Annotated in this window: 16 protein-coding genes; 8 read left to right on the forward strand and 8 right to left on the reverse strand. The window is 65.6% G+C overall.

Annotation, left to right across the window (positions count from 1 at the left end):
* The first annotated feature begins 7 nt into the window (after positions 1-7).
* On the forward strand, positions 8-475 hold the full coding sequence (locus GOQ09_RS18705; protein WP_157614881.1) for a DUF411 domain-containing protein: 468 nt from the start codon (positions 8-10) through the stop codon (positions 473-475).
* Positions 476-504: 29 nt separating this feature from the next.
* Here GOQ09_RS18705 and GOQ09_RS18710 read toward each other — a convergent pair whose 3' ends face one another.
* Entirely contained in the window at positions 505-1,803 is a 1,299-nt protein-coding gene (locus tag GOQ09_RS18710; RefSeq protein WP_157614882.1) for an NAD(P)/FAD-dependent oxidoreductase, read from the reverse strand.
* 40 nt (positions 1,804-1,843) lie between these two features.
* Here GOQ09_RS18710 and GOQ09_RS18715 point away from each other — a divergent pair, with 40 nt between their 5' ends.
* Both GOQ09_RS18715 and GOQ09_RS18720 read left to right on the forward strand, forming a co-directional pair.
* Positions 1,844-2,893, forward strand: coding sequence for a P1 family peptidase (locus GOQ09_RS18715; RefSeq protein WP_157614883.1), 1,050 nt, complete (start codon positions 1,844-1,846; stop codon positions 2,891-2,893).
* Positions 2,894-2,900: 7 nt separating this feature from the next.
* On the forward strand, positions 2,901-4,322 hold the full coding sequence (locus tag GOQ09_RS18720; protein WP_157614884.1) for a TAXI family TRAP transporter solute-binding subunit: 1,422 nt from the start codon (positions 2,901-2,903) through the stop codon (positions 4,320-4,322).
* A 288-nt stretch (positions 4,323-4,610) separates the two neighbouring features.
* Here the strand turns inward: GOQ09_RS18720 and ettA are convergent, their stop codons facing one another.
* Complete coding sequence (gene ettA, locus GOQ09_RS18725) at positions 4,611-6,272, reverse strand: energy-dependent translational throttle protein EttA (RefSeq protein ID WP_157614885.1); 1,662 nt, start codon at positions 6,270-6,272, stop codon at positions 4,611-4,613.
* Positions 6,273-6,572: 300 nt separating this feature from the next.
* On the opposite strand from ettA, the gene GOQ09_RS18730 reads away from it, so the two are divergent.
* Positions 6,573-8,390, forward strand: a complete 1,818-nt coding sequence (locus tag GOQ09_RS18730) for a DEAD/DEAH box helicase (RefSeq protein ID WP_157614886.1) — start codon at positions 6,573-6,575, stop codon at positions 8,388-8,390.
* Between the two features lie 78 nt (positions 8,391-8,468).
* Here the strand turns inward: GOQ09_RS18730 and GOQ09_RS18735 are convergent, their stop codons facing one another.
* Entirely contained in the window at positions 8,469-8,900 is a 432-nt protein-coding gene (locus tag GOQ09_RS18735) for a hypothetical protein (protein WP_157614887.1), read from the reverse strand.
* A gap of 201 nt (positions 8,901-9,101) precedes the next feature.
* On the opposite strand from GOQ09_RS18735, the gene GOQ09_RS18740 reads away from it, so the two are divergent.
* Entirely contained in the window at positions 9,102-10,115 is a 1,014-nt protein-coding gene (locus GOQ09_RS18740; RefSeq protein WP_157614888.1) for an endonuclease/exonuclease/phosphatase family protein, read from the forward strand.
* 24 nt (positions 10,116-10,139) lie between these two features.
* Here GOQ09_RS18740 and GOQ09_RS18745 read toward each other — a convergent pair whose 3' ends face one another.
* The 5 genes from GOQ09_RS18745 to GOQ09_RS18765 all read right to left on the reverse strand — a co-directional run bounded on the left by GOQ09_RS18745 (position 10,140) and on the right by GOQ09_RS18765 (position 15,104).
* Entirely contained in the window at positions 10,140-11,336 is a 1,197-nt protein-coding gene (locus tag GOQ09_RS18745; RefSeq protein ID WP_157614889.1) for a mandelate racemase/muconate lactonizing enzyme family protein, read from the reverse strand.
* Positions 11,337-11,405: 69 nt separating this feature from the next.
* Positions 11,406-12,416: a TRAP transporter substrate-binding protein gene (locus GOQ09_RS18750; RefSeq protein ID WP_157614890.1), complete on the reverse strand. Its 1,011-nt coding sequence runs from the start codon at positions 12,414-12,416 to the stop codon at positions 11,406-11,408.
* Between the two features lie 47 nt (positions 12,417-12,463).
* Positions 12,464-13,765, reverse strand: a complete 1,302-nt coding sequence (locus tag GOQ09_RS18755; RefSeq protein WP_157614891.1) for a TRAP transporter large permease — start codon at positions 13,763-13,765, stop codon at positions 12,464-12,466.
* On the reverse strand, positions 13,762-14,307 hold the full coding sequence (locus GOQ09_RS18760) for a TRAP transporter small permease (protein WP_157614892.1): 546 nt from the start codon (positions 14,305-14,307) through the stop codon (positions 13,762-13,764). The genes GOQ09_RS18755 and GOQ09_RS18760 overlap by 4 nt, the downstream gene beginning before the upstream one ends.
* A gap of 47 nt (positions 14,308-14,354) precedes the next feature.
* Entirely contained in the window at positions 14,355-15,104 is a 750-nt protein-coding gene (locus GOQ09_RS18765; RefSeq protein ID WP_157614893.1) for a FadR/GntR family transcriptional regulator, read from the reverse strand.
* Positions 15,105-15,310: 206 nt separating this feature from the next.
* Here GOQ09_RS18765 and GOQ09_RS18770 point away from each other — a divergent pair, with 206 nt between their 5' ends.
* The 3 genes from GOQ09_RS18770 to GOQ09_RS18780 are packed head-to-tail and all read left to right on the forward strand — an operon-like array spanning position 15,311 to position 18,598.
* Positions 15,311-17,050, forward strand: coding sequence for an IlvD/Edd family dehydratase (locus tag GOQ09_RS18770; protein ID WP_157614894.1), 1,740 nt, complete (start codon positions 15,311-15,313; stop codon positions 17,048-17,050).
* A gap of 1 nt (position 17,051) precedes the next feature.
* Positions 17,052-17,960 (forward strand): 2-dehydro-3-deoxygalactonokinase, encoded by a 909-nt coding sequence (locus GOQ09_RS18775; RefSeq protein ID WP_157614895.1) that lies wholly within the window; start codon positions 17,052-17,054, stop codon positions 17,958-17,960.
* Complete coding sequence (locus GOQ09_RS18780; protein WP_157614896.1) at positions 17,957-18,598, forward strand: 2-dehydro-3-deoxy-6-phosphogalactonate aldolase; 642 nt, start codon at positions 17,957-17,959, stop codon at positions 18,596-18,598. Before GOQ09_RS18775 ends, GOQ09_RS18780 begins: the two co-directional genes overlap by 4 nt.

Consider the following 18,598-nt stretch of genomic DNA (forward strand, 5'->3'; position numbering starts at 1 on the left):
AATCGATATGCAAAGACGAACCCTTCTTTTGCGCGCCGCGCCCGTGCTGGCGCTCGCATCGACGACGGCATGGCCGCTGGCCGCATTGGCCGCCGCTCCGATGGTCGAGATCTGGAAAGACCCGAACTGCGGCTGCTGCCAGGATTGGGTGAAGCACCTCAATGCGAACGGCTTCGCAACCCGCGTGCACGACAACGGCAACGATGCCGCACGCACACGGCTAGGCATCCCGGCCAAGCTGGGCTCGTGCCACACCGGCCTGGTCGGCGGCTATGCGCTCGAAGGCCATGTGCCCGCGCGCGAGGTGCACAGGCTGTTGCGCGAAAAGCCGAAAGCGGTCGGCCTTGCCGTGCCTGGCATGCCGGTAGGCTCCCCCGGCATGGACGGCGCCGCCTACGGGGACAGGCGCGATCCCTACGACGTTCTGCTGGTCCTCGCCGATGGCGGCAGCCGCGTCTACCAAAGCTATCGCTGAGGCGGAACCGCACCGAGGGAACGCTCCGGTCAGCTGAAGCGGCCGGGGTCAAATGGGGCGAGAGGGGTCTCGGGCGTTGTGCCCGCAAGCAACTGCGCCGCGAGCTTGCCGGTACGCGCAGACCCGCACAGGCCGACGTGCCCATGCCCGAAAGCCAGCACCACATCCGTGCTGGCCTTCGAGGCGCCGATGCATGGCAGGCCATCGGGCAGGCTGGGCCTGTGGCCGAGCCAGTGCTTCACCGAAGTTGATTCCACTGGCTGATCGCCGAGCGCGGGGAACATCGATTGCAGATGCCGGTGCAGGATCTCGGCGCGGCGCCAATCGGGCGCGGCATCGAGCCCGCCGATCTCGACCTGCCCCGCAGCGCGCAGCCCGCCGTCCATCCAGTGCGCGATGAGCTTGCCGTCGGCCGCCATGGTCGGCGTGCGCGGCCCCACCGCGGCTCCTTCTACGATGACGTGATAGCCGCGCTCCGATTCCAGAGGCACCGGGGAACCGGCCGCCGCAGCGAGCGGGCCCGAACGCGCGCCGGCGCAGATGGCCGCGGCATCGCAGGCGATTTCGCCGGCTTCCGTCAGCACCGCGCGCAGCCGGCCGCCTTCGATGCGAAAGCCCGTGGCGCGCGTTGCCGCGCGCTGCGCACCGGCGCTGAGTGCATGCTGCGCCAGCGCAGCCACGTAGGCACTCGGGTTGCGGCAATGCCCGGCCTCGGGCACGAAGATGCCGAGCGTGTAGCGCGCGTCGAGGTCCGGCTCTCGCTGCCGCAGTTGCGGCTCAAGCCATTCTTCCCATTGCACGCCGGTGCGCCCGCGCACACGCCAGCCGAGCGAATCGCCCTCGAACTCTTCGCGCGAACGGTAGGCATGCAGCAGTCCGCGCTGCTCGATGAGTTGTGGCACGCCCGCCTCGGCGGCGAGCCGGGCATGCAGCGCCGGCGCATCGACGAGCAGCGTGCGCAGTGCGTCGGCGGTGCGCTGCACGCGCGCCTCGGTCCAGCCCGAAGCCAGGTAGCGCAGCAGCCACGGCAACGCGTGCGGCAGGTAGCGCCAACGCAGCGCCAGCGGGCCGAGCGGATCGGCCAGCCAGCCCGGCACCTTGCGCCATGCACCCGGCAGCGCAGGCGGCACCACCGAATGCGAGGACAACCAGCCCGCATTGCCGTAGCTCGTCGCGTGCGGGCCACCGGGCTCGCCGGGCTCCACCACCGTCACGCGCAGGCCCGCGCGCAGTGCCTCGATGGCGCTTGCGCAGCCCACGGCACCCGCTCCGATCACGACCACGTGGCGCACAGCGCCGCCCGCGGAGAAACTTCTTGCAACTGTCATGGCGCCTATCGTAGAGGGCGCGGTCCCATAATCGGCCGCCATGCCTGCTTCGTCATCCGCACCCGCTTCTCTTTCTTCGTCTTCAGGCGCCATCACCGATGTCGCCGGCATCGAAGTCGGCCACTTCTCCGATACGCGCCGGCCCACCGGCTGCACCGTGATCCTTGCCCGCGAGGGCGCCGTGGCCGGCGTCGACGTGCGCGGCGCCGCACCGGGCACGCGCGAGACCGATCTGCTTGCGCCAGGCAACCTGGTGCAGCAGGTGCACGGCATCATGCTGGCGGGCGGCAGCGCCTGGGGCCTTGCCGCCGCCGAAGGCGCGATGCGCTGGCTCGAGGAGCGCAACATCGGCATGGACGTGCGCTTTGGCACCCTGCCCATCGTGCCTGCCGCCGTGCTGTTCGACCTGCCCATGGGCGATGCGCGCATCCGCCCTGATGCGGCGGCCGGCTATGCAGCCTGCGACGCGGCCACCCGAGATGCGCCGGAAGAAGGCAACGTGGGCGCCGGCAGCGGCGCGCTCGTGGGCAAGCTCTTCGGCGTGCACCGCGCAATGAAAGGCGGAATCGGCACGGCCTCTGTCACCGTGGGCGGCGTGACGGTGGGCGCGCTCATCGCGGTCAATGCGCTGGGCGACGTGATCGACCCGGACACCGCACAGCCGGTGGCCGGCGCGCGCACCGAAGACGGCCTTGCGCTGCTCGACACGCGCCGCGCCCTGCTGCGCGGCGAGTTGCCCAAGCCGCTGCTCGCGGGCACCAACACCACGCTCGGCGTGATCGCGACCGATGCGGTGCTGACCAAGGTGCAGGCCAACCGCCTCGCCAGCGTGGCGCACGACGGCCTCGCGCGCACCATCAACCCGGTGCACACCATGAGCGACGGCGACACGCTGTTTGCGCTGGCCACCGGCCGTGTTCCGCTCGAAGGCCCCGGCGCCGAATCCAGGCCCGGCATGACCGTGCTCGGCACCATGGCGGCCGAAGCGGTGGCCCGCGCCACCTTGCGCGCGGTGCTGGCGGCACGCGCCGTCACGGTCGGCGAATTGCATGTTCCCTGCGCGGGCGACCTCGCAGCAACGAAAGGTTGAACTCCTCATGGCCATGCCCAAGACGCTGAAGCTGATCCTGCTGTCGATACGCGACCTCATCGCCTCGGCCGGTCCTGTCGTGTTCCTTGTGATTGGCGTGCTGATTGCCGCCTACTGGTGGCTGCAGCCGCAGCCGCCCAAGCACGTGACGCTGGCCACCGGCCCCACCGGCAGCGCCTACGCGCAGTTCGGCAAGCGCTATGCAGAAGTGCTCAAGAGCAGCGGCATCGAGGTGGAGCTCAAGGCCACCACGGGATCGACCGAGAACCTGCAGCTGCTGCGAACCGGCGGCGCCGACGTGGGCTTTGTGCGCGGCGGCAGCGCCGACCCGGTGGCCGACGAGGAAGCCGGCCTCACCTCCCTCGGCAGCCTGTTCTTCGAACCGATATGGCTCTTCTATCGCGCCGACACCGCGCAGAAGATCGACCGCAAGACGGCCACCCTGACCTCTCTCACGCAGCTGCGCGGCTTGCGCGTGAACGTCGACATGCCGGGCAGCGGCCTGCCCGAGATCATGGACAGGCTCTTCAAGGCCAACCACCTGGAGCCCGACGCGCTGCAGCTCTCGAACCTCGAGCAGGCGGCCGCGGCCGAAGCGCTGCAGGCCGGCCTGCTCGATGCCATCGTGCTGGCTTCGGCGCCGCAGTCGCCGCAGGTGCAGCGCCTGCTGCGCGCACCCGACATCAAGCTGATGGACTTCGGCCAGGCCGACGCCTATTCGCGGCGCTTTCCCTTTCTTTCGGCAGTGACGCTGCCGCGCGGCGTGGTCGACCTGTCGAAAGACCTGCCGCCCTCGGACGTCACGCTGCTCGCGGCCACCACCTCGATGCTGTCGCGGGACGAAACGCATTCGGCCCTGCGGCAGCTCTTCGCGCAGGCCGCACAAGGCCTGCACAGCGATGCCGGCTGGTTCAACCGCGCGCGCGACTTTCCGAACACGCGCACCAGCGAACTGCCGGTGAGCCCCGAGGGCGACCGCGCCATCAACGGCACGCCGCCGTTCTGGCAGCGCTACCTTCCGTTCTGGGCCAGCAACCTGATCGAGCGCATGTGGCTGGTGCTCGGCGGCCTGCTGGTGCTGATGCTGCCGTTGAGCCGAGTGGTGCCGCCGCTCTACCAGTTCCGCGTGCGGCGCCGTGTGTTCCGCTGGTATGCGCGGCTGCGCGACATCGAAGCCAAGATCGATGCGCAGCAGGGCGGACGCGAGGAATTGCTGAGCGAGCTCGAGGAACTCGACCGCGTGGTGAACAAGGTGGCCGTGCCGCTTTCTTACGCCGACGAACTCTATGCGCTGCGCAACAACATCCACGCGGTGCAAAAGCGCGTGCAGCTGCGTTGGCCGCAGCCGGGCGACTTCGCGCCCCGCACGCCGCCGCCGAAAGCACCTGCTGCTGAAACATCGACCGCGAGGGAAGCCGCACGGCAATAGCCGATGGTCTCTTGAGCCCGGTGGGGTTCGCCCGCATGCCCGGCGGAAACCTGCTGGTTGCCACCTGGGGTGCCAATGCGGCCTTTCGGCTGGTGCGGGCGCGCTGAGACACCGGCTTGCCCGCCCCATGAAAAAAGCGCGCGGCCCCTTGCGGAACCACGCGCTCTTGTCGAAGCACCCTGAGGTCTCTTCCAGAAACACCGGGAACCGGCTTTGCCGGGCCTCCGGTGTTGCCCCCGGTAGGGGGTTGGCGAAGCGACACGAAGTGCGTGAAGACTGGGGGCGAGCCTATTTCAGAGCCTTGTAGCGCATGCGCTTGGGCTTGGCGCCCTCTTCGCCGAGGCGCTTCTTCTTGTCGGCTTCGTACTCCTGGTAGTTGCCGTCGAAGAAGGTCCATTGGCTGTCGCCTTCGGCGGCCAGGATGTGCGTGGCAATGCGGTCGAGAAACCAGCGGTCGTGGCTGATGACCATGACCGTGCCGGCGAACTCGAGCAGCGCGTCTTCGAGCGCGCGCAGCGTTTCAACGTCCAGGTCGTTCGACGGTTCGTCAAGCAGCAGCACGTTGCCGCCCGCAATCAGCGTCTTGGCCAGGTGCAGCCGGCCGCGTTCACCGCCCGACAGCGTACCGACCTTCTTCTGCTGGTCGGCGCCGTTGAAGTTGAAGCGTCCCGCATACGCGCGGCTCGCCATCTGGAACTTGCCGACGTTGATGATGTCCAGGCCGTTCGAGATGTCTTCCCACACGGTCTTGTCGGACGCCAGCTCGTCACGGTGCTGGTCGACGAAGGCCATCTTCACGGTCTGGCCGATGACGACCTCGCCCGAATCCGGCTTTTCCTTGCCCGCGAGCAGCTTGAACAGCGTCGATTTGCCGGCGCCGTTCGGGCCGATGATGCCGACGATGGCGCCCGGCGGCACGGTGAAGCTCAGGTTGTCGATCAGCATGCGGTCGCCGAAGGACTTGCTGACGTTATGGAACTCGAACACCTGCTGGCCCAGCCGCTCGGCCACAGGAATGAAGATTTCCTGCGTCTCGTTGCGCTTCTGGTATTCCATGTCGCTCAGTTCTTCGAAGCGGGCCAGGCGGGACTTGCTCTTGGCCTGGCGGGCCTTCGGGTTCTGGCGCGACCACTCCAGTTCCTTCTTCAGTGCCTTGGCGTGGGCTTCTTCGCTCTTCTGCTCCTGCGCCAGGCGTTCGCCCTTCTGCTCGAGCCAGGTGCTGTAGTTGCCCTTCCAGGGAATGCCGCGGCCGCGGTCCATTTCCAGGATCCACTCGGCGGCGTTGTCGAGGAAGTAGCGATCGTGGGTAATGGCCACCACGGTGCCCGTGAAGCGCTGCAGGAACACTTCGAGCCACTCCACCGATTCGGCGTCCAGGTGGTTGGTCGGCTCGTCGAGCAGCAGCATGTCGGGCTTGGACAGCAAGAGGCGGCAGAGTGCCACGCGCCGCTTTTCGCCGCCTGACAGCAGGCCGATCTTTGCGTCCCACGGCGGAAGGCGCAATGCGTCGGCCGCGATTTCCAGTTGATGCTCGGAATCGGTGCCGGCGGTGGCGATGATGGCTTCGAGCTGGGCCTGCTCGGCCGCCAGCGCGTCGAAGTCGGCGTCTTCGGCACCATAGGCGATATACACCTCCTCGAGGCGCGCCTTGGCCGCAAACACCGCGCCCATGGACTCTTCGACGGATTCGCGCACGGTGTGCTCGGGGTTGAGCTTGGGTTCCTGCTCCAGATAGCCGATCGTCATTCCCGGCATGGGCAGCGCCTCGCCCTCGAACTCCTTGTCCACGCCCGCCATGATCTTGAGCAGTGTGGACTTGCCCGAGCCGTTCAAGCCGAGCACGCCGATCTTGGCGCCGGGGAAGAAAGAGAGCGAAATGTCTTTCAAGAGCTGCCGCTTGGGCGGCACGGTCTTGCTGACACGGTTCATCGAATAGACGTATTGAGCCATCTGTGGATAGTTACCTTGGGTAGCGGAATTGGGTGGAAAGTGCGGGCGCCCGAAGAAAGCTCTCGGACGCGGCAAACCATAGATTATCGACTCATGCGACAATAAGCACCGTTGCCGGGTCCAGTTGCCCGCAACACCGGCTCTCTGCCGGGGACGAAGAAAGCCCTTTCCAACCCTTTTGCGAGGGCGGACTTTCCGGCTCCCACCCCTGACCTTCATCTGCCTTGACTGGCTCGGCGTTACCAAAAGACGCCAAGCGGGCCGATGCCACTGCGCCGTGTATGGCGCTTATTGTTTCCAATGAATTTTGACGAACTGAAGCTGGCCCCCGCCATCTTGAAGGCTGTGCACGAGCACGGTTACGACACCCCCACCCCCATCCAGGCGCAAGCCATTCCCGCGGTTCTGGAAGGCCATGACCTTCTGGGCGGCGCCCAGACCGGCACCGGCAAGACGGCCGCCTTTACCCTGCCGATGCTGCACAAGCTCAGCATGGGCGCCAGCGCCACCAACAAGTTCGGCGGCATCGGCATTCGTGCCCTGGTGCTCACCCCCACGCGCGAACTCGCGGCCCAAGTCGAAGAGTCGGTCCGCACCTACGGCAAGTACCTGGAGCTCGACTCCACCGTGATCTTCGGCGGCGTGGGCATGAACCCGCAGATCAGCAAGCTCAAGAAGGGCGTCGACATTCTGGTGGCCACTCCGGGCCGCCTGCTCGACCTGCAGCAGCAAGGCATGCTCGACCTGAGCCAGGTGCAGATGCTGATCCTCGACGAAGCCGACCGCATGCTCGACATGGGCTTCATCCACGACGTGAAGAAGATCCTCGCGCTGGTGCCCCGGGAAAAGCAGAGCCTGCTGTTCTCGGCCACCTTCAGCGACGAAATTCGCGACCTGGCCGCCACGCTGCTCAAGAACCCGCAAAGCATCCAGGTCACGCCGCGCAACACCACCGTGCAGCGCATCACCCAGGTGATCCACCCGGTGGGCCGCGGCAAGAAAAAGGCGCTGCTCGCGCACATCATCAACGAGAACAAGTGGAGCCAGGTGCTGGTATTCACGCGCACCAAGTTCGGCGCCAACAGCGTGGCCGAGTTCCTGACCAAGAACGGCATCGAGGCGATGGCGCTGCACGGCAACAAGAGCCAGAGCGCACGCACGCAGGCGCTGGCCGGCTTCAAGAGCGGCGAGATCCGCGCGCTGGTGGCCACCGACATCGCGGCCCGCGGCATCGACATCGACGAGCTGCCGCACGTCGTCAACTACGAAATCCCGAACGTCAGCGAAGACTACGTGCACCGCATCGGCCGCACCGGCCGCGCCGGTTCGAGCGGCGAGGCCGTGAGCTTCGTCTGCATGGACGAAGAAGGCTTCATGCAGGAAATCGAACGCTTCACCAAGCAGACGATTCCGGTGCAGTTCGTCGAAGGCTTCGGCCCCGAAGAAGGCGAGCGCGCCGAGCCCATCGCCATGGGCCGCCAGACGATCTGGGGCGGGGCAGGCCGTCCGCCGAGCCGCGACGTGATGCAGGCGGCCGCCAAGGCTGCCCGCACCGAAATGCTGCAACGCATTCGCGAGAACAAGGCCGGCCAGGGCGGCGGCGAACGCGCCGGTGGCGGCGGTGGTGGCGGCAACGGCGGCGGTCAACGCCGCGGCGGCCAGGGCGGCGGCGGTCAAGGCCGCAACGCCAATGGTGGCGGCCAAGGCCAAGGCCCACGCGGCCAGGGCGCTGCCCGCCCGGCGCAAGGCCGCGGACCGCAAGGCCCGGCACGCACGCCGCACCATGCGCCCCAACATCATCAACAGCAGAACCATCTGCCGCATGACGAGCGCCAACCGCGCCATCACGGCAACAGCCACAGCCCGACGCAGGCCAACCAGGTTGCGCACCTGCGCGCCGAAGCGGTTGCGGGTGGCGACGGCCAGCCGGATCCGTTGCGCACGAGCGTCGACCACATGGGTGGCGGCCGCGGTCGCGGCGGCCGTTCGGGCGGCGGCGGTGGCGGCTACGGCGGCAACCGTTCGGGCGGCGGTGGCCGCTCGGGTGGCGGCGGCTACGGCGGCGGTGGTGGTGGCAACCGCTCCGGCGGTGGCGGCGGCCGCTCGTTCGGCCGCTGAGCCGAAGCGCGGCTAGAGCAGCTACCGCGCAATTGAAAAAAAGGGCACCTCGGTGCCCTTTGTTTTTTTCCGGGTCGCTCAGAGCTTTCCGCTGTCGCCGGGGTTATGCACGATCTGGATCAGCACATCGGGCGTGTAATTCCGGGTGCGCGAAATCTCGGCGATTTCTCCGCCTGCGGTGCCGGCGAAGACGAGCACGCCCTGCCCCTTATAGGCAAGGTAGTGGCGCCACCGGTCGGTGCCGTTGTAGGTGGGGATCCAGGCCTTCCCGGTGTTCCGCACGGTCTCCGCGTTGGGTTTGCCCGCGATCTTGATGACTTCGGCGTAGCTCATGCTGGGCCGCAGTTGCGCGAAGGCCGTGCCGGCCACCGGCTGGCCGACCACAGTGCGCTCCTCGTCTTCTTCCGCCGCGACCAGCGCGCGCCGGCTGGGCTCGTACAAAGGCGCGGACCGGCAGGCGGCAAGTGCGATGCACGCCAGCAAGATGGCGCAGGTCGATCGAATCCTCATGTTTATTTCCTCCCGTTCGGAATTGATGCAGCGTCGAATTGTCGTTTTACAAGTGCGGACACAAACGTTGCAGAAACGCAAATTCCGCACATTTCTCGCGCTTTTTGTCAGCTGCGCAACAAAGCGGTATGGATCGTCTTTTCCCATTAGTACCAAAGGCGTCGCGCCGCGCGTCACGCGGTCCCGACACAATCCGAAGCCATGCAGTACATACCGCCCAACTACGCCACCCTCTTCGTTGCGACTTGCAATCTGCTGAATCTCGCGAATCCGCACCGCGTGTATTACGAGAACCAGGACGGCTACGACGAGCGCGAATACGAACGCAAGATCGGCTGGACCGGCGAGCGCTTTCACGCGCTGAATGCCGATGTGCTGGCTGTGCAGGAAGTCTGGGACGAGAGCGCGCTGAAGGCCGCCATTGCGCGCAGCGGCCTGCGCTATGACTTCGTTTCGGTACCCGGCGCCGAGAACACGCCGCCGCACAACGGCGCACAAGGCACGCCGCGGGTCGGCATTGCCACGCGCCTGCAGGTGGACCATGCGCAGTCGTTCGTCGACTTTCCGGCCGGCTTCGGCGTCGATGTGCCCGGCCTGGGCCCGCACACTCGCTTCGAGCGCCCGCCGTTTCTGGTCACGCTGCGAATGAAGCACGGGCAGCAGGTGCACGTGCTGACGGCGCACCTCAAATCCAAGCGCCCGAAATTTTTGCAGGACGCACAAGGCAACCACCTAGAAGACCGGGAGGACCGCAAGGTGGGTGCCATGGCTTCGCTGCGCTCGCTCGTCATGCGTGGCGTCGAAGCGGCCGCCCTGCGCTGCATCGTGATCGACCTGCTGCAGGGCACGGACACGCCGCTGGTGGTGATGGGCGACTTCAACGACGAGCCGCACAGCGTGACCACGCAGCTGGTGGCCGCCACTTCCGATGTGGCCTACGACAAGGCCGCGCGCGACGTGGCGCTCTTCAACGCCTACGAGATGCAGGGCGAGTCGGCGCTCAAGAAAGACGTGGCCTATTCGCACATCCACCAGGGCTTTCCGGCGGTGCTCGACCAGATCTTCGTGAGCGAGGAGTTCGTTGCGGCCAGCCGGCGCAGCCTGGGCGACGTGCGCCGGGTCGATTATTTCAACGACCACCTGCACGAAGGGCGCGACCGCTCACGCTCGGACCACGGCTTTGTGCGTGCACTGCTGAGACTGCGCACCGACTGAATCTCGGCCGAAACGAAGCTCGGATCAGAGCTTCGAAACCCGCACCATCGCGTCCGGACGCTTGTGCAGGTCGGGCAGCAGCTCGAGGCCGAGCCCCGGCTTGTCGTTCAGGCTGATCATTCCGTTCTCGACCTTCGGCAGTTCGGTGACGAGCTCCTTGTACCAGCCGGTGAAGAAGGCTCGCACGCTCTCCTGGATGAGTGCGTTGGGCGCATGCAGGCTCAGGTGCGTCGATGCGGCCCAGACCACAGGGCCGGTGCAGTCGTGCGGCGCCACCGGCAATTGCCATGCGTCCGCCATGGCGGCGATCTTGCGTGCTTCGGTGAGGCCGCCGCACCAGCTCAGGTCGAGCATGGCCACGCCGGCCACGCCGGTCTGCAGGTAGTCCTTGAAGCCCCATTTGTAGCTCAGCGTTTCGCTTGCGCAGATAAGCGCATCGCAGTCCTTCGCGTACTGCTTGAGCAGGTCGAGGCTGTCCATGCGGATGGCGTCTTCGTGCCAGAAGGTGTCGAACTCCTTCAGCGCGCGGGCGATCTTTTGCGCCATCGGCAGGCGCCACAGGCTGTGGAACTCGACCATGATGTCCATCTTGCTGCCCACCGCCTTGCGAATCTTCCGAAACGGCTCCAGCGCGGTGTCGAGATCGGCATTGCTGATGTACTGGCCGTGGCTCTTTTCCGCAGCCGGGTCGAAGGGCCAGATCTTCATGGCCGTGATGCCCTCGGACAGCAGCGATTCGGCCAGTTCGTCGGCGTGGTGCAGAAAGCCCTGCAAGTCTTCGTAGGGTCCGTTGTTGTTGGCCAGGCCCCAGTTGGAGCTGGTCTGGTTGGTGGCGCTGCGAATGTACTGGTAGCCGGCGCAGGTGTTGTAGATGCGGATCGCATCGCGGCTCTTGCCGCCCAGGGCCGTGTGCACCGGCATGTTGGCCGCCTTGCCGAACAAGTCCCAAAGCGCAATATCGACGGCAGAGTTGCCTCTCGTTTCCACGCCCGACCCGCGCCAGCCCAGGTAGCCGGTGATGTCGCGGTTGCGTGCCTCGATCTGCAGCGGATCGGTGCCAAGCAGCTTGAGCGCCGCCCATTCATGCAGATAGGCTTCGACCGCCTCGGCGCCCATGAAGGTTTCGCCAAGGCCGACCAGGCCTTCGTCGGTGTGCAGCCGCACCCACGCGATGTTGGGAAACTCACCCAGGCGGATGGTTTCGACTTCGGTGATCTTCAATTTGAAACTCCATAAAAAAGGGCCGCGGCAGCTTGCGCTGCGCGGCCCCGAAACCAGGTCAGGAATCGATCAGCCGCCGCGCGCCTTCTTCAGTGCGTCGGTCACCACGCCCACGGCTTCAGCGCCGATGTTGGGCACGTTCTTGTCGTACACGGGCTTCACCTTTTCGAGCATGCGCTTCTGCTCGGCCGGCGACACGTCATTGACGGTCATGGTCTTGCGCAGGTTGGCGAGCGACTTCTCGTTGAGCGCACGGTTGGCCTCGCGCTGGACCTTCTGGCCTTCCTTCGCGGCTTCGCGCAGCACGGCCTGCTCTTGCGGGTTGAGCTGGTCCCACAGCTTCTTGCTGTACAGAATGAGGAATGGCGTATAGGCGTGGCGCGTCACGCTCAGGTACTTCTGCACTTCGCTGAACTTCGAGGTCTCGATGGTCACGAAGGGGTTTTCCTGGCCGTCGATGGTGCGGGTCTCGAGCGCGGTGAACACTTCGCCGAAGGCCATGGGCACGGCGTTGGCGCCGAGCGTCTTGAACGAGTCCAGGAAGATGTTGTTCTGCATCACGCGCAGCTTCACGCCTTCGAAGTCCTCGGCCTTGGCCACCGGCTTCTTGCTGTTGGTGAGGTTGCGGAAGCCGTTCTCCCAATAGGCCAGGTTCACCAGGCCGGCGGCTTCGAGCTTCTTGTTGAAGTATTCGCCGGCAGGGCCGTCGAGCACCGCATCGGCTTCTTTCTCGTTCGCAAACAGGAACGGCAAGTCGAACGCGCCGAGTTCCTTCACGATGCCCACCAGCGGGGAGCTGGAGGTGCACACCATCTCCTGCGTGCCTGCGCGAAGCGCCTGCGTGGCCGGCAGGTCGCCGCCCGCGGCGCCACCCCAGAAGGCGACGATCTTCATCTTGCCGCCGGTCTTGGCGGCCAGCACCTCTTGCATCTTCTTCACGCCCACGCCCACGGGGTGGTCTTCGTTCACGCCATTGGTGAACTTGATGGTGCGCTCGGCGAATTGCGCAATGGCACCGGTCGATGCCAGCAGGCCGCCGGCCACGAGGGCGGCGGTCATCAGGGTTCTGCGGAACAACATGCTTTGTCTCCTTCGATTGAGGTTGAATGAACTGACGAAAAAATTGACTAGCGACCCATCCACAATTGGAGCGGAACGGTCACGATCTGGGGAAAGAACACCAGCGCGAACAACACGACCAGATGCGCGATGAAGAAAGGCATCACGCCCTTGAAGGCATCGTCCATCGAGATGCGCGCCACGCCGCTCACCACATTGAGCACCGTGCCCACCGGCGGCGTAATGAGGCCGATGGCGTTGTTCATGATGAACAGCACGCCGAAGTACACCGGGTCGATCCCGGCCTTGAGCACCACCGGCATCAGCACGGGCGTGAGGATCAGCACCGTGGGAGTGAAGTCGAGCGCGGTGCCCACGATGACGATGAGCACCATCATCACGAACATCAGCAGGATCTTGTTGTCCAGGAACGGCTCGAGCAGCGCCACCACCTCACCGGGAATGTTGGCTACGGTAATGAGCCAGGCGCTCACCATGGCGGCCGCCACGAGGAACATCACCACGGCGGTCGTCTTGCCCGCGGCCAGCGTGAGGCGGTACAGGTCCTTGAACTTCAGTTCGCCGTACACGAAGAGGCCCACGATCAGCGAGTAGACCGCCGCCACCACGGCGGCTTCGGTCGGCGTGAAGATGCCGAACTTCATGCCGCCGATGATGATGACGGGCAGCGCCAGTGCAAGGCTTCCCTGCGCCGTGACCTTGAGCCGCTCACCCCAGCCCACGCGCGGCGCGGACTTCACGTTTTCCTTCTTGGCGACGATCCACCAGGCAACGCCGACCGCCAGACCCATCAGGATGCCAGGCACGATGCCGGCCAGGAACAGCTTGGTGATCGACACGTTGCCGGCCACGCCAAACACGATGAGACCGATCGACGGCGGAATGACCGGCGCAATGATGCCGCCCGCGGCAATCAGGCCGGCCGAGCGGTTCAGCTGGTAGCCGGCCGCCTTCATCATCGGAATCAGCAGCGCGGCGAGTGCGGCCGTATCGGCAACGGCCGAACCCGACAGCGACGCCATGATGATGGCCGCCAGCACTGCCACGTAACCCATGCCGCCCCGGTAGTGACCGACCCACGCCATCGCCAGGTTGACGATGCGCCGGCTCAGCCCGCCGGCATTCATGAACTCCCCGGCCAAAAGGAAGAAAGGTACGGCGAGCAGCGGAAAGTTGTCTGCGCCGTCGACGAAGCGCTGCGCAATGATCTGGCTGTCGAATGCCGGCAAGCCGCCGGTTGCGGCCAGCCAGCCCATCAGCGAGACGCCGCACACCAGCAGCGAATACGAAATTGGAATGCCCAGCGCCATGGCACCAAGCAGCGACACGATGAAGATGGTGACTGTCATTGCGCCACCTTGCCGTGTGCGGACACTTCGAGCACTTGCTCTTCGGATTCCATGACCTGGATCAGCTCTTGCTCCGGGACTCTCCCGCGGAACAGCCGCCACAGCTTTTCGATATTGAAGATGCCCATGACGACGGCAACCACGTAGCCGATGCCGTAGATCCAGATCATCGAGATGCCGACCACCGGCGATATGTTGGTGACCTGCAGCTCATGCATCTCGTAAGTACCCATCAGGAACAGCACGTTGCAGAACAGCATGAGCGACTGGCTCATGAAAAAGCAGAACTTCTTGCCACCGAGCGGCAGCCGCTTGATGAGTGTGTCGACACCCAGGTGCGCGCCTTCGCGCATTGCCACCATGGCACCGATGTAGGTGAGCCAGATGAAGCAGTAGCGCGACATTTCGTCGGACACGGAAATGCCCGAATTGAAGCCATAGCGAAGCACCACGTTGCCGAACACCATGAGGACCATGGCCACCATGCACACCACTACAAGGAATTCCAGCACGCGGAAAAACCCGTCGATCACTCTATTCATAAACCATCTCCTGTCGCTTTTGCTGTTGTTATGAAATCTGCCGCGCGTCAAAGCGGAAACGCCTTGAGCCTGGTGGCCGGGCGGCTGATGCGCGGAAGCTTCTTGCGCGAGGCGAGCACCTGCTCGATGTCGTGGCGCGCACCGTCGATCAGCACCAGCACGGCTTTTTCGGCACGTACGGAATCTCGCGCAATCACGGCGTCGAGCACCGCGCGATGCAGCGGCAGCGAACTGGCGGGGCCGTTCTTGCGACTGGTCGATATTTCGAAGCTTGTGCGCAGCAGCGCACCCAGCGCGCGGCTCATCTGCACCAGCATGCGGTTGTGGCTGGAACGGATGAGCCCCTGATGAAAACGCAGGTCGGGGGTGATGTAGTCGCCGCCGAACTCGATGGCGCGCTTCATGCCCGCATAGGCGTCTTCCATGTCGGCAATGTCTTTAACCGTGGCGCGCATGGCGGCCAGCCCCACGGCGGCAGGCTCGACCACGCGGCGCAGGTCCTGCAGGTCGCGCAGGAACTCGGCCGACAGGCCCGCCTCGGTCTGCCAGACGATCACGTCGGCATCGAACCAGTTCCACTGGTCCGCGGGCTGCACGCGCGTGCCCACCTTGGGCCCGCTGGTGACCAGGCCCTTTGCAATCAGCGACTTGATCGACTCGCGAATCACGGTGCGGCTGACGCCGAGCTCCTCGCACAAAAGCGGTTCCGGCGGGATCGACGCGCCAGGCGCATAGCGGCCGGCGACGATGTCGCTTCCGATGCGGTCGACGGTATTGCCGTGAACGTTCTTGATCATGCGTGCCTGTTGATTGTTTTGTCTGCTGTTGTTGTGCTTCTTGGCTCTCGCTTTTTGTCGGTTCAGCAGCCTGCGACGCCGCTAGCCACTCGAAAACCCTGAACGCCGTGACAGCGCCTCACGCTTATCATATGATGATTGAAAACGCATTTCGGCAGGAAAAACCCTGACCTGCCGGCACACTTCCAGTTACCCGGAGACAAGCGATGACCACCCCGCCGAAGAAGAAAAATCCCGAAGATCTGCGCAGCCAGCAATGGTTCGGCCGCAATGACCGCGACGGCTTCATCTATCGAAGCTGGATGAAGGGCAAGGGCGTGCCGCACGACCAGTTCGACGGGCGTCCGGTCATCGGCATTTGCAACACCTTCAGCGAACTCACGCCCTGCAATTCGCACTTCCGCACGCTCGCCGAGCAGGTGAAGATCGGTGTGTACGAAGCGGGCGGCTTCCCGGTCGAGTTTCCGGTCATGTCGCTCGGCGAAACGCTGCTGCGGCCCACAGCCATGCTGTACCGCAACCTTGCGAGCATGGACGTGGAAGAAAGCATTCGCGGCAACCCGCTCGACGGCGTGGTGCTGCTCATGGGCTGCGACAAGACCACGCCCGCGCTCATGATGGGTGCGGCCAGCGTCGACCTGCCGACCATCGGCGTCTCGGGCGGCCCGATGCTCTCCGGCAAATGGCGCGGCCAGGAGCTGGGCTCGGGCACCGGCGTGTGGCAGATGAGCGAACAGGTGCGCGCCGGCACGCTCAAGCTCAAAGACTTCTTCGAGGCCGAGAGCTGCATGCACCGCAGCCACGGCCACTGCATGACCATGGGCACCGCAAGCACCATGGCCTGCATGGTCGAGTCGCTCGGCATCGGCCTGCCGGGCAATGCGGCGTATCCGGCCGTCGACGGCCGCCGCAACGTGCTGGCACGCATGGCCGGCCGCCGCATCGTCGACATGGTCCATGAAGACCTCAACATGTCCAAGATCCTCACGCGCCAGGCCATCGAGAACGCCATCAAGGTCAATGCGGCCATCGGCGGCTCGACCAACCTGGTGATTCACCTCCTGGCCATTGCCGGCCGCATCGGCGTGGACCTTTCGCTCGACGACTTCGACCGGCTGGCCTCCGAGCTGCCCTGCCTGGTCGACCTGCAGCCTTCGGGCCGCTTCCTCATGGAAGATTTCTGCTACGCGGGCGGCCTGCCGGTGGTCATCAAGGAAATTGCGGAACACCTGCACAAGGACGCCATCACCGCCAACGGCCAGACGCTGTGGGACAACGTGAAGGACGCCGAAAACTACAACCCGCAGGTGATCCGTCCGCTGGCCGAACCCTTCAAGGACAAGGCCGGCATCTGCGTGCTGCGCGGCAACCTCGCGCCCAACGGCGCCATCATCAAGCCGAGCGCTGCCACGCCCGAGCTGCTGGTGCACAAGGGCCGCGCCGTGGTGTTCGAAAACGCGGACGACCTGCACAAGCGTATCGACGACGAGAACCTGGACATCGACGAGCACTGCGTCATGGTGCTGAAGAACTGCGGCCCGCGCGGCTACCCCGGCATGGCCGAGTCGGGCAACATGCCGCTGCCGCCCAAGGTGCTGCGCAAGGGCATTACCGACATGGTGCGCATCAGCGATGCGCGCATGAGCGGCACAGCCTACGGCACGGTGGTGCTGCACACGTCGCCTGAGGCCGCGGCGGGCGGCCCGCTCGCGCTGGTGCAGGACGGCGACATCGTCGAGCTCGACGTGCCCAACCGGAAGCTGCACCTGCATGTGAGCGACGAAGAACTGGCCAAGCGGCTCGAAAGATGGGTCGCGCCCAAGGCGCCGCTCGATTCGGGCTACTGGAAGCTCTATGTCGACACGGTGCTGCAGGCCGACCAGGGGGCCGACCTGGCGTTCCTGCGCGGCCGCCGCGGAGGCTTTGTGCCGCGCGACAATCACTAGGATGACAAGACTGGTAGCCATCGACTGGGGCACGAGCTCCCTGCGCGGCGCATTGCTCGACGCGGGTGGCGAGGTGCTCGACGAGCGCAGCGACACGCGCGGCATTCTCAAGGTGCCGGCGGGCGGCTTTCCCGCGGTGTTCGATGAGCTGTTCGGCGACTGGATGCAGCCCGGAGGCACGCGCTGCCTGATCTCCGGCATGGCCGGCAGCAAGCAGGGCTGGGTCGAGGCGCCGTATTGCGCCTGCCCCGCGGGCCGCGTCGAAGTGGGCCGCAAGATCATCGACATCGACGCACTGCCCCGTTCGCGCATTGCCATCGTGCCGGGTCTCAGCGACGAGCACGACGGCGTTCCCGATGTCATGCGCGGCGAAGAAGTGCAGATCTTCGGCGCCATGGCATTGATGGATGTGGACGAAGGCGTGTTCGTATTGCCGGGCACCCATAACAAATGGGCCACGGTCAAGAAGGGCCGCGTCACCGGCTTTCGCACCTTCATGACCGGCGAGTTCTATGCGCTGCTGAGCCAGCATTCGATTCTGGCGCGCACGCTCGATGCCGATGCGCCGCTCGACGAAGCCGCTTTTGTGCAGGGCGTCACGCGTGCCGACAACGGCCAGGGCCTGCTGCACAACGCCTTCGGCGCGCGCACGCTGGCACTTTTCGAACGCATGCCCACGCAAGAGCTTGCGAGCTATCTCTCGGGCCTGCTGATCGGCGAAGAACTGCGCACGCAGTCGCTGCATGCCTTCGGCGAAGTGGTGCTGATCGGCTCCCCTGCACTGACGCAACGCTACACGCTTGCGCTGAGCGCCACCGGCACTGCCACCCGCACGCTCGGCGCCGAAGCCACCTGGGCGGGGCTGCACGCGCTGTCCGGTTTTCTCGACGCAGACAGAAATCCCTCATGACGACTCCCCAAGAAAAATTCGATGCCGCGATGCGCGAGCTGCCGCTGGTCGCCATCTTGCGCGGGCTCACGCCGCCCGAAGCCGCCGACGTGGGCGACGCCATCGTCGAGTCGGGCTTCCGGCTGCTCGAGGTGCCGCTCAATTCGCCCAAGCCCTATGCCAGCATCACGCTGATGCGCACGCGCTTTCCGCAGGCACTGGTGGGCGCCGGAACGGTGCTCGACGCGCAACAGGTGCGCTATGTGCATTCCGCCGGCGGCGAGCTCATCGTGTCGCCCAACTTCAACGCCGAAGTCATCGCCGAAGCCGTGCGGCTCGGCATGGTCTGCCTGCCCGGCGTGATGACGCCGACCGAGGCTTTCGGCGCACTGGCCGCGGGCGCCACCGGGCTCAAGCTGTTTCCGGCCGAACTGGCATCGCCCGCGGTTGTGAAGGCATTGCTCGCCGTGCTGCCTGCCGGCACGCCGCTCATGCCCGTGGGCGGCGTTACGCCGGCCAACATGGCCGAGTGGCGCGCGGCTGGCGCGTCCGGCTTCGGGATCGGCTCTGCGCTCTACAAGCCCGGCAAGCAGGCATCGGCGGTGCGTGCCGATGCCGAGAGATTCGTTGCGGCCTATACGGGCGCAATCCGCGCCTGA

It is taken from the genome of Variovorax paradoxus (assembly GCF_009755665.1).
Classification (GTDB): Bacteria; Pseudomonadota; Gammaproteobacteria; order Burkholderiales; family Burkholderiaceae_C; genus Variovorax; species Variovorax paradoxus_G.

What these genes read in the sequence shown, in the direction of transcription:
- GOQ09_RS18710 (WP_157614882.1), bottom strand. Translation starts at nt 1,803, where the DNA reads ATGACAGTTGCAAGAAGTTTCTCCGCGGGCGGCGCTGTGCGCCACGTG.
- GOQ09_RS18750 (WP_157614890.1), bottom strand. Translation starts at nt 12,416, where the DNA reads ATGTTGTTCCGCAGAACCCTGATGACCGCCGCCCTCGTGGCCGGCGGC.
- GOQ09_RS18705 (WP_157614881.1), top strand. Translation starts at nt 8, where the DNA reads ATGCAAAGACGAACCCTTCTTTTGCGCGCCGCGCCCGTGCTGGCGCTC.
- GOQ09_RS18775 (WP_157614895.1), top strand. Translation starts at nt 17,052, where the DNA reads ATGACAAGACTGGTAGCCATCGACTGGGGCACGAGCTCCCTGCGCGGC.
- GOQ09_RS18765 (WP_157614893.1), bottom strand. Translation starts at nt 15,104, where the DNA reads ATGATCAAGAACGTTCACGGCAATACCGTCGACCGCATCGGAAGCGAC.
- GOQ09_RS18760 (WP_157614892.1), bottom strand. Translation starts at nt 14,307, where the DNA reads ATGAATAGAGTGATCGACGGGTTTTTCCGCGTGCTGGAATTCCTTGTA.
- GOQ09_RS18730 (WP_157614886.1), top strand. Translation starts at nt 6,573, where the DNA reads ATGAATTTTGACGAACTGAAGCTGGCCCCCGCCATCTTGAAGGCTGTG.
- GOQ09_RS18780 (WP_157614896.1), top strand. Translation starts at nt 17,957, where the DNA reads ATGACGACTCCCCAAGAAAAATTCGATGCCGCGATGCGCGAGCTGCCG.
- GOQ09_RS18770 (WP_157614894.1), top strand. Translation starts at nt 15,311, where the DNA reads ATGACCACCCCGCCGAAGAAGAAAAATCCCGAAGATCTGCGCAGCCAG.
- GOQ09_RS18740 (WP_157614888.1), top strand. Translation starts at nt 9,102, where the DNA reads ATGCAGTACATACCGCCCAACTACGCCACCCTCTTCGTTGCGACTTGC.
- GOQ09_RS18715 (WP_157614883.1), top strand. Translation starts at nt 1,844, where the DNA reads ATGCCTGCTTCGTCATCCGCACCCGCTTCTCTTTCTTCGTCTTCAGGC.
- GOQ09_RS18755 (WP_157614891.1), bottom strand. Translation starts at nt 13,765, where the DNA reads ATGACAGTCACCATCTTCATCGTGTCGCTGCTTGGTGCCATGGCGCTG.
- GOQ09_RS18720 (WP_157614884.1), top strand. Translation starts at nt 2,901, where the DNA reads ATGGCCATGCCCAAGACGCTGAAGCTGATCCTGCTGTCGATACGCGAC.
- GOQ09_RS18735 (WP_157614887.1), bottom strand. Translation starts at nt 8,900, where the DNA reads ATGAGGATTCGATCGACCTGCGCCATCTTGCTGGCGTGCATCGCACTT.
- ettA (WP_157614885.1), bottom strand. Translation starts at nt 6,272, where the DNA reads ATGGCTCAATACGTCTATTCGATGAACCGTGTCAGCAAGACCGTGCCG.